We start from the raw sequence: 12,678 nt of genomic DNA on the forward strand, positions 1-12,678 counted from the left end.
CGCCGGTGGCAAACGTCAAGTCGCCGCGACGGCGACTGTCCCGGCAATCAGGCTTTCGAGTTCGGAGGAGGGAAGCGGCCTGGCGAACAGATAGCCTTGAAGCAGCTCGCATCCGGCGCCTTCGAGAAAACGGGCCTGCTCCTCGGTCTCGACGCCTTCCGCCACGACCTCCAGATCAAGAGTTCTGCCAAGCGATACGATGGCTGACGTAATCGCCATATCGCCGGGTTTTTCCGGGATATCGGCAATAAACGATCTGTCGATCTTCAGCCGGGAAAGCGGGAAACGCCTGAGCGTGCTCAGGCTTGAATATCCGGTGCCGAAATCGTCAATTGCAAGGCTGACGCCCAGCTTCTTCAGCTCATGCATCCGCTCTATGGCCCCCTCGACATCGCGCATGATCAAGCTTTCCGTCAACTCGAGCTCGAGCCATTGCGGATCGAGATCCGCGGACCGCAGCGCGGATGCGACCTGACCTGTCAGCGAACTTTCCAGGAATTGCCGTGCCGATACGTTAACGCCGACGCGCATCGTGGGCAGACCGCGATCTTGCCACGCTCTGGTCTGCTGACAGGCTTTGCGCAGAACGATTTCTCCGAGCGGGACGATGAGTCCCGTTTCCTCGGCAAGCGGGATGAAGGCGCTGGGAGGCAACAAGCCCTCAGTAGGATGCTGCCACCGCACCAGAGCCTCTACACCGATCACTCTGCCGCTGCGGACCTCTTTTTGCGGCTGGTAGTGGAGTATGAATTCGTCCCGCTCCACAGCGCGTCGCAGTTCCTCGATGCGGATCAGCTTGTTGCGGGCATCTTCCGCCATGGCCGGCGTGAACAGTCGAATGGCGTTGCGCCCGGCTTCCTTGGCGCGATAGAGCGCCATGTCGGCATTGGCAAACAGTTCCGAGGCCGTCTCGCCGTGCTCCATGGCGCAAGCCACACCGATGCTGCAGCCGACGCGGATCTCGACGCCGCGCACGGTCATTGGCTTGGATATGTTTCCAAGAATGGACGCGAGCCTCTCCTCTATCGGTTCGGGGGAACCTTCGAGAACGATGATGAATTCGTCGCCGCCGATCCTCGCCACGATGCCGCGGCTACCGACATGGGTCGATATGCGCTGAGCAACCACCATCAGCAATTCGTCGCCGGCTGCGTGGCCGAGGGTGTCGTTCACCAGCTTGAAATTATCGAGGTCGACAAAGGCAACGGCCAGAGAGCTTCGTTTCCGTGACGCTTTTTCCAGCAGCACACTCAGCTTGCGGTCGAGCAGCATGCGGTTCGGCAAGCCGGTGAGCGCGTCATGTTCAGCGAGATAGGCGATGTGGGCGATGTCCCGATGGCGATCGATGGCAATGCCAACGGTTTGCGCTATGCCGGCAAGGAACTCCATAAGCCCGGCCTCGTCGCCATCCGTTTCCACCGTCACCAAGGCTCCATGTCGGCCGCCGTCCCGCGAGAAGATGGGAAATTCCAGAATATCGCCGGTAATGGATTCGGATTGCTCGCCGTTGAGAACAAAGCCGACCTGTCTGCCGTTAAGCAGTCCTTCGAGAAGGGTTCGGGCATCCCTAAGAAACACATCGAGCTCGACGCCACGCGCCACATCCTGCAGGAGTTTCGTCTGCGCGCTCATCAGTTTTTCCGCGCGTTTGCGCGCGGAGATATCGCGGGATGCGCCGACGACGCCGATGATGCCGCCGTTTCTGTCCCGCAGCGGCACGCGCGACATCATGAGCCAGCCTTCACCCTTGAGGCGCGGCTCTTCGACACCAAGATCGGCTTTGCCGGTCTCCATGACATGCCGCTCGACCTCCTCGATCTTGTGGGCATCGGCCATCGGGTGAATTTCGGCGTCCGTGAGGCCGATCAGCTCGTCGACATGGGTGAAGCCATTGTTGAGGACGATCGCCAGGTTGGCAAAAAGGAAACGGCCATTCCTGTCCTTGGCGTAGATATAGTCCGGTACATAATTGATCATCGCCTCGAGCCATTCGTAACGCTCCGCGAGGGATAGATAGCGAGCCTGCAACAATTCACGCGGCTCGCGGACCTGCTCCTCCGCACCGGCCTGGTCTCGGTGCGTCGACTCTGGCGATCCATCCGGCTGCTGCGTCATCTATGTTCTCTCACCCGGCATGCGGACAATATCGGCCGGCAATCTACAACCATGAAAGCGTACCGGCAGATTGGTCGCCGGCTGACGAGCTTTGGCCCGTCCGCTCAAATAAATGTTATCATACAATAGAATTTATAAACATCCGCTCAAGTTTTACAGGAAGATTGCATATGCCTGCGAAGGGTGCGCGGAAGCTTACGCATCGTGAGCTGATGGATCTTTTTGATAAACTGTTTGCCGCGACGCCATTGCGTGCAGAGGGCAAAACCGGCTAAAGCGCAGGTGGTAGAAACGCAGGATTCGCAAGGATAAATCGGCATGCGCTTTGGCAAAGCCGCGGCGAGTGGCAATCTCGTGCTTGCCGGCATGCTTCTGATGCTTCTCGGCGACTTCCTGTTTTCGTTGAACGATGCCATGGGCAAGTGGCTGGTCGCGAGTTTCTCCGTCGGCCAGGTTCTGGTTATCCGCTCATTCGGTTCGTTCATCATTCTGGCGCCGATGATCGCGCGGCAGGGCAGTGACGCGCTCTTCCGCCTGGAACGGCCACCTCTGCAGCTTTTGCGCGTCGTCATGACAACTCTCGATGTTGCCCTGTTTTATGCCGCCGTCACCTATCTGCCGCTTGCGGATGTCATGACCTTCTATATGGCCGGCCCAATCTATGTCGCGGCGATTTCGCATTTCTTCCTGGGAGAGAGGATCGGCTGGCGACGCTGGCTGGCGGTTTTGGTCGGCTTTATCGGCGTATTGATCGCGCTCAGGCCTTCTACGGCAATGTTTTCCTGGCCATCGCTGTTCGGCCTTTGCGGCAGTCTCGCCTTTGCGTTGACCCTCGTGCTTGGACGGCGGTTGCGGCAGACGCGCGACGCGACGCTCGTTGCGTGGCAGACGGTCGGCGCGCTCATTGCCGGATTGGTGCTCAGCATCGGCAACTGGCGCTCCGCGTCAGCGCTCGATTTCGGCGCCATGCTCGCCCTCGGCATCGTGGCCGGCAGCGCTCACATGCTGATAACCCGATCCTTGAAGCTTGCTCCAGCATCGCTGCTCGCGCCGCTGCAATACAGCCTGCTTGTCTGGGCCATCGTGCTGGGCTTCGTGTTCTTCGGCGATATTCCCGACGCTCAGATCATCATCGGCTCTGTCATCATCGTGCTTGCCGGGCTTTTCATCTTCCATCGGAAGAGCTTGGTCGATACGGTCCCGAAAGAGGCAGTTGCTCGGGATGGGCATTGAGACAGTCGTTCCAGCTTTCGGCGATCCAGTGCATTTGCGGCAGGCGGCATTTGGGGTAGGGGAATCGTCTTGCTCACCGTGGAAGCGAAGTCCCGCAGGGTAGCGTCAATTGGCGCTGAGGAGATTGGCTGCTCGACGGCAAGAACAAGTTTCGCCTCGATCTGGCCATAAGCACAACGGGCTAACTCAAACCATTGGGCATTGCATCGTTGCGCCATTCTTGCAGGCCCGCCCGACGGCCGTTATCTCTCCACCAAGGCGCCGGCCAAGTTTCACGGACTTCTCGAGGAGTATCTTTCCAAGGCTTTTCTGATTGTTCCGCTGTTCCACGTAGGGGAGCCGACCAATAGCGATGGCCCGCTCGCGCAGGCCATCGCTTCGGTTCCTTCAGATCTTTCCGGACACAGTCGGCTTCAAGCCAAACCCTCGGCATGAAGAGCCGCCTGTACCGCGGGCGGCTGCGTACCGTTTCGATAAAGCGATTGATGTTCTTGTAGGACAACAAATCGACATCGATGCGGCCGGACCAGCCCAAAATGGTCCACAGGTAGGCATCGGCTGCTGTGAAGCGCTCGTTGAGCAGGAGAAGGCTAGGGGCAAAGCGGGCCAGATCGCTGAGGTCTTGGTCCCGCTCGACCTGTTGGTTCCGGATGAACCGGGATACCCGCGCGTCCAGGGGCCTCCTTGCGTTTGGCAAGCCGACCTATCAGGCGAAGCGAACTATCCAGATGATGAGGAGCATGTCGATTAGCAATGCAATCACCAGAAGGAGGCTTACGACCCTTCGTCGCTCTACCGTCTCCCTGGACACAATTTTGAAAGCCTCCTTGTAGGCGTTTTCCACGTCTCGGTCACTCACTGGTCTAATGGAATTTCGAGGGCGTGTCATATTGACGAGGCCGCATGTGACGAAGAGGAAAAGTAATAGCAAATATGGGGCCATCTCAAACGCAGCCTCTTGCTGTCCAGCCAGTTATCATTCGCATTAGATAAACAGGTTTCACTTTCCATCGCAATTGAAAGCCGCTTGTGCATGCCAGGAAGCCTTCTGCACGATTACCATCGCAAGAATCCCGACATTTGCTGAGATGTTCCAATTGAGATTGCAGCTGGAAGGTGGTCTTGTTCCGGCTGCCGAGTCCTCGCCCTCCCATTCATTTAGAGTTCGAGCACCATGTCAATTTCAGATGCGATCTACCGCCCCTTCGAAAGCCTGATCCGACCGCTCGATATTCCCTATCGGCCGTTGCCGTCGAAGGGGCCGGTCGCCGTTCTCCTGCACTTCATCTCTATGTTTCGCGGCATCCTGATCACGCTCGCCCTCTGCACCATGGCGATTGAAGCCATGAGCCTGACCATCGTTTGGGGCCTGTCCGTCATTGTTGATGGCGTCACGCAGCAGGGTGCCGCCGCTTTCCTGCATAACGACCGGATGCTGTTGATCTTCCTCGGCCTGATGCTTTTCCCCTGCATCCCGATTGGCTCGTTCCTCGTCAATACGCTGAACTCGCATACGCTCGGCATCGGCATGCCGGCCGCCATTCAATGGCAGGGCCACAGGGCGGTGGAGCGACAGGACCTCGCCTTCTTCCACGATCTCTATGCCGGCCAGGTCGCCTCGCGCCTGCAGCAGGTGGCGTCTGCCGTGCAGCAACAGGTCATCTCGGCCTTCCAGTCCATCCCGCGCTTCATTATGCAGATGGTCGGCTCCGTCATCCTTCTGGGCGCGCTCTCCTGGCAGCTTGCCCTGCCGTCCATCGTCTGGATCACGCTCAACGTGCTGCTCGCCATTAGGCTGGCGCCCGTCTTCACTGAGCGCGCGCGCCGCTCTGCCAAGCGTCGCAGCCTCATTTCCGGCGCCGTCACCGATCTCTACGCCAATATGCAGATGGTGAAACAATTTGCCGCGGAAGACAGCGAGGCCGGCGCCATCAGAGGCATCATCGGCAGGGCTATCAAAGCGCAGCAGAGCGAACAGCGCATCTATCGCACCTCGGAGGTCATCGTCGTCGTCCTCAACATGATGCACTGGCTGGCCATCCTGTCGATCGGCTTTACCGGGCTCGTCGACGGCTTCGTCACGATCGGCGAGTTCACGGCCGCCGTCTATGTTCTCAACCGCCTCTCCGGTCACACATTTACATTCCTGCAGATGGGCCAGCAGATCTTCCAGGCGATCGGCACGATCAAGGACGCCATGCCGGTCATGACGACACTTCCCACCATCACCGACCGGCCGGGTGCGCTGGACCTTGCCGTGCCCGGCGGCGAAATCCGTTTCGACAATATCAGCTTTGCCTACAAGGCAGGTAAACCCGTCATCGACAATCTCTCGCTGATGATCCGCCCCGGCGAGAAGGTCGGCCTCGTCGGCCTCTCCGGCGCGGGCAAGACGACGCTCGCTAACCTGCTCCTGCGCTTCTACGACATCAAGGACGGCACAATCCTGATCGATGGCCAGGATATCCGCGCAGTCACGCAAGCCAGCCTGCGCCGCGCCATCGGCGTCATCGCCCAGGATGTCGCGTTGCTGCACCGCTCTGTCGGCGACAATATCCGCTACGGCCGGCCGGAGGCGAGCAGTGGGGAGATCGAGGCCGTCGCCAAGATGGCGAGTGCGGACACCTTTATTGCAGATCTCGCCGACAGCGAAGGCCGCAAGGGCTATGACGCCTTCGTCGGCGACCGCGGCGTTAAGCTGTCCGGCGGCCAGCGCCAGCGCGTCGCCATCGCCCGCGTATTGTTGAAGAACGCGCCGATCCTGGTGCTGGACGAGGCAACTTCCGCCCTCGACAGCGAATCTGAGGCTGCCATCCAAGACAGGCTTAACCTTGTCATGGAGGGAAAAACGGTGATCGCTATCGCACATCGCCTCTCCACGATTGCCAGGATGGACCGGATAGTTGTGCTCGATCAAGGACGTATCGTGGAAGAAGGCGGGCCGGATGAACTGATTGGACAGGATGGTCTGTTTGCCCGTTTGTGGAAGCACCAAACCGGTGGCTTTATTCCCGACGAGATTAGCTAACCTGGCCCTTGTCGCAAAATTTCTAACTGGAGAAGCTAAGCCAAGTCCATCGCGCCGGCGTTTAGGGTGGGGGATCACGTCTCTTTCTGCCAATGCGCCGTGAACACTTCCGTTGGCGTTTTGCAGCCGAGGCAGTTGCGTGGCTGATTGTTGAGATGGCGAGCCAGGTGTGCCAGTTCACGCCGAGAGACGGCTGCCAGGTCGGTGACGTTCGCATTCTCTTCGTTGCATTTGAAAATGGAGTGTATCACCCGGCAAAACAAACATCAGATAATAAGTATTATGGAACATTGAGGCGGCTTGTTGCGCCCATGCTCTGGAATTTGTCTGTGGTTTTGATCTGGTCGCGGACGGTTCGCGTTCGTCTCGAACCGTTTCTGGAAACGGCTGATCCCTTGACGTATGCGGAAGCATCCGTTCGGATTGTCGAGGCTCTTCGACAGAATAGAGGAAAGCTGGCGAAGCCGGCCTATTCCACGGACACGGATGCCGTTTGTCCCCACTGCCGCGATACGCTGTATTTCAGGGTTGAGGCGCCGAAATCGATCTTTTCAATCCTCGGCTACTGCTAATGCGGCTTCGCGGCGGCGCATACCTCAAGGGTATGCGCGCGAAGGCAAGGCTCAGTTGCCGCGAGCGCCGCTGACAGCGTAAGGAATATGCGAGCGGGAAATGCCGAGATCACGAAGAACATGATCGTCGAGGGCGGAAAGCTCTCGGATTGCTCTGCGCTGTTCGCTGAAGCGTCTAATCTTCTCAAATACTTTCATTTTTGCGGTCTCCTTTGTTGCTGCGCAGGAGATAGGCATTTACCCGCCTAAATAAAATGCACATGCCTGCAGGATAGCCATGCCGCTTTTGCAAAGCTTATCATCGGCGAAAGCGCTACCGCACTGGCCGGAATTTTCAGGGCGAGCGACGGCACATTCGCTCGCCCCTTCTGGTATCTGCAATGTTACAGCAAGCAAACCGTTATTGGGCCGCCAGGATCGACTTGGCGGCTGCGAGGATTTTCGAGAAAAGCTCGATATCCTCTCGCGAGTCCGTGGGCGGCGTGCGGTTCAGCGCGCCGTTGACGACGGAATTGTAGAAGGCTTCGAGTTCGATCTGGAACGGGTCCGCATGGAACGGCCCAAGCGTGCGCACGAGATTGTCGGTCACTGTGCTCTCCTGCACTTCGAGCGTCATTGGCAGATTGCGCAGATAAGGGGTGTTGTAGCGGAAATTCAGGCGCTTGTTCTTGGAGAAGACCTCGATGCCCGCATCGAAGCGCGCGATGTCGTCTATCAGGCACTCGTAGATTGCGGTGAAGCTTCCATAGTCGAACATCGCGGTCAGTTGTTCGCCATTTTGCGACAGTTGCGCGCCGATCACCCGCTTCGGCGAACCGCCCAGGAGATCGCGCATGGCCGAGAGCGAATGCGAAGAAAGCCCGGTCATGACTTCATAACCGCGCTTGACGATCGCAGGCGCATCGGCGCCGCACATGGCGTCCATCATTACCTTGCGAAGCGCCCGGCTCTCGTCGATCAATTCACCCGGTATATCGCCCTTCGGCGTGACGACCTTGTCGGTCTGGTTGAAGAACCACGGTCCCTCGCAGATCACGTCGCGAACGCGGACGTAGGAAATCGGCCCGAAATTCTCGAGCTCCAGCTTGGCAGCCATGAAGGCCGGTGCGAAGCGGCGCATGTAGCCGACCATGACGACACGGTCGGATGCCGCTTCGGCAGCGACCAGCGTTTCCAGATCGGCGGGCGTCAGGCAGGCGGGCTTTTCGATGAACACATGTTTTCCGGCGGTGATTGCCGCCCTCGCCTGCTCGCCGTGATGCTGGTCGGGGCTGAGGATCAATACGGCATCGATGTCCGGATCGGCAAACAGCGCGCCGGCGGTATCGTAGCGCCTGGCGATTTTCCAATGATCGGCCACCTGCTGCAACACCGAAGGCGAAACGTCGTGGACGGCAGCCAGTTCGAACTGCTCCTGCAATTTGTGAAGCGTCGGAATGTGCATCAGTTGCGCCACTTCCCCGAGGCCGACCAGACCAACCCTCAATCGCATGTTCCACTCCTCTGCCGCGCTCTAAAATGTGAATTAAATTCGGATGCTGCATTTAATTATCGAAAGCAGTGAACTTCCTCAAGCAGCAAAATGGAATGAATGTTCGATTATTTTTCGAAAAAGAATGGGGCATTCCATTTACAGGCGTTATCTTCTCGTTATTATGATCCATAATCTGGATTTAAAAAAAGGGGAGTACGTCATGAACATCAGCAAGGCATTCGCATTCGGCATCGCCACTCTCGGATTTTCGGCTGCCTACCCGGCGATATCGCAGGCCGAGACGATCAATATCTTCTGCTCGTCCTCCGGCATCGAATTGCAATTGTGCAAGGAAGGCTCCGAAGCCTGGGCCAAGGAGAGCGGCAACACCATCAAGATCACCACGATGCCGGCAAACTGGGATGACGTGCTGTCGCTTTACCAGCAGCTGCTCTCGGCGCAGTCGACCGATGTCGATGTCATGATACTTGATGGCGTCTGGGTCGGGCCGCTGAAAAGCCACCTGCTCGACCTCAAGGACGCGCTGCCCGCAGGCACCATTGATAAATATTTCCCGTCAGCGGTCGCGGCAGGCACGGTCGGCGGCAAGTTTGTCGCGACGCCATGGTACATGGATACCGGCCTCCTCTTCTATCGCAAGGACCTGCTCGACAGGTACGGCGCCAAGGTTCCGGAAACCTGGGCCGATCTCACGACGACGGCGCAGCTCGTCCAGGATGGCGAACGCAAGGCCGGCAACGACAAGATGTGGGGCTATGTCTGGCAGGGTCGCGCCTATGAGGGCCTTGTCTGTAACGCCACCGAATGGTTCGCCAGCAGCGGCGCCGGCACCTTCATCGACGCCGATGGCAAGATCACCATCGATTCTCCCGAAGCCAAGGAGATGCTGAAGACGGCTGCCGGTTGGGCCGGAACGATCTCCCCCGCCGGCGTTCTCAACTATGACGAAGAGGGTTCGCGCGGCGTCTTCCAGAACGGCGATGCCGTGTTCATGCGCAACTGGGCCTATGCCTGGTCGCTCGCCAATGGCACCGACAGCGCCATCAAGGACAAGGTCGGCGTGGTTCCCCTGCCGAAGGGTGCGAAAGGCCAGCATGTCGGCATCGATGGCGCCGCCTATCTCGGCGTGTCGAAATACTCGACCCATCCGAAGGAAGCAGCCGCGCTGGTCGCCTATCTCGCCGGAGAAAAGGAAGAAAAGCGCCGGGCCATCGCCGGCTCCTACATTCCGAGCATCTCGTCGCTGTTTTCCGATGCGGATGTCTTGAAGGCCATCCCGTTCCTGACGACCGCCAAGGCTGCCTTCGAAAACGTCGTGACCCGGCCGACCAGCGTGACCGGCAGCGACTATCCGCGCGTTTCCACAGAGATTTCCAATAACATTCATTCCGCCCTCGCCACCCCGGCATCGAGCGATACGGCGATTGACGATCTGGCATCGAAGCTCGATGCGCTGAAGTCGCGCGGTGGCTGGTAATCCTTTCCGACAGTGAGGTCCGCATCGATGAGACGACGGTGCGGACCCGTTTATCCCGAATATTAGGTGACAAGACAATGACGATCAAAGTGGCGACTGCGCCGGACTCCTGGGGTGTCTGGTATCCGAAGGACGAGAAGCAGGTCGGGTGGGAACGCTATCTCGATGAGGTACAGAAGGCTGGTTACGGCTGGACGGAACTCGGCCCCTGGGGCTATCTGCCGACCGATCCCGAAACCTTGCTTTCGGAGCTTGGTCGCCGGGATATCAAGCTCTGCGGCACGGGCGTCGTGCATCCGCTGTCGCTTGCCGATTCTGCTGAAACGCTTGCGGCTCGTGTGGGACCGATCTGCGCGCTTTTGAAGGCCGCGGGCGCGGAATGGTTCGTCCTGATGGACGAATCCGAATCCTATGCCGCTCCGGGCGATCGTCTGCTCGATGACAAGGCTTGGGCGCAAGTGATTGCGATCGTCGCAGCGACGGCCAAGCGTGTGGTCGAACAATATGGCATGAGGTTCGTCTTCCATCCGCATGTCGGCACCTGCATCGAGACGGAGGCTGAAATCGAGCGGCTTCTGGCCGACACAAGGCCGGAGCATGTCGGACTGTGCTTCGATCTCGGCCATCACATCTATACCGGCGCCGATCCGCTCGCCTTCATGGAAAAACACGCCGATCGCATTCCCTACTATCACTTCAAGAACATGGACGGCGCGCTGCGCAAGCGCATCACGGATGAGAACATTCCGTTCATGGATGCCTTCCAGATGGGTGTCATGTGCGAACTCGACAAAGGCGTCATCGACTTTGCGAAGGTTGTAAAATTCCTCGAAGCACGCAGCTATGATGGCTTCGCGGTGGTCGAGCAGGACATGTATCCCTGCCCGCCGGAAAAGCCCTACCCCATCGCCAAGCACAATCGCGACTATCTGAGGACGCTCGGCCTTTAAGGCCGAGCAGCTGGCCCGACCCTGCTTGATTTGACTGGAGGAAAAATTGCCCGTGCATTCCGCTGAAATCCTGAGCACGCCGGCCGAGATCGGCGATGTGCTCGCGACCGACATACTGCAAGCTATCGCCGCCGCGCGTGCCGAAGGCAAACCGTTTCTCCTTGGTTGCCCCAGTGGCCGGTCGCCAAAACCGGTCTATGACGCGATGGCGGACAAGGCGGCGGCCGGCAATCTCGACCTCTCCAACCTCGTTCTGGTTATGATGGACGAATATCTCGGCGGCGGCGACGATGGTCTCGGTCTTTGCCCGCCCGACGCGCACAATAGCTGCAGGCGCTTTGCCGAATACGAGATCCGCCAGCGGCTGAACGCGGGCATTGAAGCCGCGCATCAGGTTCCCAAGGAGCATGTCTGGTTTCCGGATGCCGCCAATCCCGATGCTTATGACGCCCGCATCTCGGCAACAGGCGGTGTGGACCTGTTCATTCTCGCATCCGGCGCAACCGACGGTCATGTCGCGTTCAATCCGCCCGGCAGCCCTGCCGATGGACCGAGCTGCATCGTCAAGCTCGCGGAAGAGACGCGCCGCGACAATCTGGGTACATTCCCCGATTTCCCATCGTTAGATGCCGTGCCGCATCACGGCCTGACCGTCGGTCTCGGCACCATCGCCAATCTGTCGAAAGCCGTTGCCATGGTCATTCACGGCGCCCACAAAAAGGACGCGGCCAGACGCCTGACACAGAGCGATCGCTTCGATCCGCAATGGCCGGCCACCATCATTCATCGTTGCAAGCAGGTTCGTATCCTTCTTGATACGGCCGCGGCAGGCCAGGCATGACAGGCGCCGGCAAGGAAGATTCCGGCATTGCCTCTCCAAGCGACGGAGATTATCGCATCGGCATCGACCTCGGCGGCACCAAGATCGCCGCCGGTCTGGTGAATATCGAAACGGGCGCCGTCACGCATTTTCGACGCAGGCCAACTCCCGTCGCCGCAGGCCCGGCCGCCATCTTTCGCGATGTCGCCGATATCGCCGCCGACATCCTTGCACTTGCCAATGCCGAAAGCAAAGCGCCAGCGTCGATCGGCATCGTCGTTCCGGAACTTGTCGATCTTGAAGGCCGCGTCTGTAGCGACTGGAATTTCTCGATCGAATCCATCCGAGCGCAGATCGAGGGCATGATCGGCATTCCGGCGATGGTCGACAGCGACGTGCGCGCCGCCGCACATGCCGAGGCCCGCTTTGGCGCCGGCGTGCCGCACCGCAGCTTTGTCTATGTCTCGCTCGGTACGGGCATGAGCTATTCGCTGGTTATCGACGGGCAACCCTGGTCAGGCGCCAACGGCTTTGCCATCCACTTCGCCAGTTCTTCGCTGGCGCTTCCGAGAGACGACGATACTGGTCTGGCGGTTGCAAATGCCGAAAATTTCGCCTCGGGCAAGGGAATGCAGCTTTCTTTTGGCCGCCGCAGCGGAATGCTCCCAGAAGACGGCGTGCGCACGTTGGAAGCGCTGAGCACCAACGGAGATCTCACCAGTCGGCGCGTCATTGACGAGGCTGCGGAAGTGACCGGTCGCCTGATCGCGCAGATGGTCAACATGCTCGATCCCGAAGCGGTTATTCTCGGCGGTGGGCTCGGCTGCTCGACCGGTCGCTATCGCGAAAGGCTGGAGCAGTACATGCGCGATAATATCTTTGCAGAGCGATGCAGGTCTATGCCGCTGCTCATTGCGGCGCTCGGCGAGGTTGCAGGCGTCGTCGGCTCTGCGCTCGCGAAGCCATCTGGCAATCACCGGTAAACGAT

At 59.0% G+C, this 12,678-nt stretch carries 10 protein-coding genes and 2 pseudogenes; 8 read left to right on the forward strand and 4 right to left on the reverse strand.

What is annotated here, in order from left to right; genetic code table 11:
* Positions 1–15: 15 nt before the first annotated feature.
* Positions 16–2,115, reverse strand: coding sequence for a putative bifunctional diguanylate cyclase/phosphodiesterase (locus ACIQWP_RS16080; RefSeq protein ID WP_402788876.1), 2,100 nt, complete (start codon positions 2,113–2,115; stop codon positions 16–18).
* Between the two features lie 318 nt (positions 2,116–2,433).
* On the opposite strand from ACIQWP_RS16080, the gene ACIQWP_RS16085 reads away from it, so the two are divergent.
* Together ACIQWP_RS16085 and ACIQWP_RS16090 are read left to right on the forward strand one after the other, a co-directional pair.
* A complete protein-coding gene (locus ACIQWP_RS16085; protein ID WP_402788878.1) occupies positions 2,434–3,348 on the forward strand; it encodes a DMT family transporter in 915 nt (304 codons plus the stop codon).
* A gap of 201 nt (positions 3,349–3,549) precedes the next feature.
* Positions 3,550–3,658, forward strand: a pseudogene (locus ACIQWP_RS16090) (Rrf2 family transcriptional regulator); the annotation flags it as partial.
* 201 nt (positions 3,659–3,859) lie between these two features.
* Here ACIQWP_RS16090 and ACIQWP_RS16095 read toward each other — a convergent pair.
* Positions 3,860–4,045, reverse strand: a pseudogene (locus ACIQWP_RS16095) (hypothetical protein); the annotation flags it as partial.
* 477 nt (positions 4,046–4,522) lie between these two features.
* Here ACIQWP_RS16095 and ACIQWP_RS16100 point away from each other — a divergent pair.
* Positions 4,523–6,376 carry an ABC transporter ATP-binding protein gene (locus ACIQWP_RS16100; protein WP_402788880.1) on the forward strand — a complete coding sequence of 618 codons (1,854 nt, stop codon included), beginning with the start codon at positions 4,523–4,525 and terminating at the stop codon, positions 6,374–6,376.
* 92 nt (positions 6,377–6,468) lie between these two features.
* The gene (locus tag ACIQWP_RS16105) at positions 6,469–6,948 is read left to right on the forward strand and encodes a hypothetical protein (RefSeq protein ID WP_402788882.1); all 480 of its coding nucleotides are present in this window, start codon (positions 6,469–6,471) and stop codon (positions 6,946–6,948) included.
* A 51-nt stretch (positions 6,949–6,999) separates the two neighbouring features.
* Here ACIQWP_RS16105 and ACIQWP_RS16110 read toward each other — a convergent pair whose 3' ends face one another.
* Both ACIQWP_RS16110 and ACIQWP_RS16115 read right to left on the reverse strand, forming a co-directional pair.
* On the reverse strand, positions 7,000–7,146 hold the full coding sequence (locus tag ACIQWP_RS16110; RefSeq protein ID WP_402788884.1) for a DUF1127 domain-containing protein: 147 nt from the start codon (positions 7,144–7,146) through the stop codon (positions 7,000–7,002).
* 202 nt (positions 7,147–7,348) lie between these two features.
* On the reverse strand, positions 7,349–8,440 hold the full coding sequence (locus ACIQWP_RS16115; RefSeq protein WP_402788886.1) for a Gfo/Idh/MocA family protein: 1,092 nt from the start codon (positions 8,438–8,440) through the stop codon (positions 7,349–7,351).
* 202 nt (positions 8,441–8,642) lie between these two features.
* On the opposite strand from ACIQWP_RS16115, the gene ACIQWP_RS16120 reads away from it, so the two are divergent.
* The 4 genes from ACIQWP_RS16120 (at position 8,643) to ACIQWP_RS16135 (ending at position 12,673) form a co-directional block, all read left to right on the forward strand.
* A complete protein-coding gene (locus tag ACIQWP_RS16120) occupies positions 8,643–9,920 on the forward strand; it encodes an ABC transporter substrate-binding protein (RefSeq protein ID WP_402788888.1) in 1,278 nt (425 codons plus the stop codon).
* 77 nt (positions 9,921–9,997) lie between these two features.
* The gene (locus ACIQWP_RS16125) at positions 9,998–10,870 is read left to right on the forward strand and encodes a sugar phosphate isomerase/epimerase family protein (protein ID WP_402788890.1); all 873 of its coding nucleotides are present in this window, start codon (positions 9,998–10,000) and stop codon (positions 10,868–10,870) included.
* Between the two features lie 52 nt (positions 10,871–10,922).
* Positions 10,923–11,711: a 6-phosphogluconolactonase gene (locus ACIQWP_RS16130; RefSeq protein ID WP_402789874.1), complete on the forward strand. Its 789-nt coding sequence runs from the start codon at positions 10,923–10,925 to the stop codon at positions 11,709–11,711.
* Entirely contained in the window at positions 11,708–12,673 is a 966-nt protein-coding gene (locus ACIQWP_RS16135) for an ROK family protein (protein ID WP_402788892.1), read from the forward strand. Before ACIQWP_RS16130 ends, ACIQWP_RS16135 begins: the two co-directional genes overlap by 4 nt.
* Positions 12,674–12,678 lie beyond the last annotated feature (5 nt).

Source organism: Rhizobium sp. NPDC090279 (genome assembly GCF_044769665.1).
GTDB lineage: Bacteria > Pseudomonadota > Alphaproteobacteria > Rhizobiales > Rhizobiaceae > Rhizobium.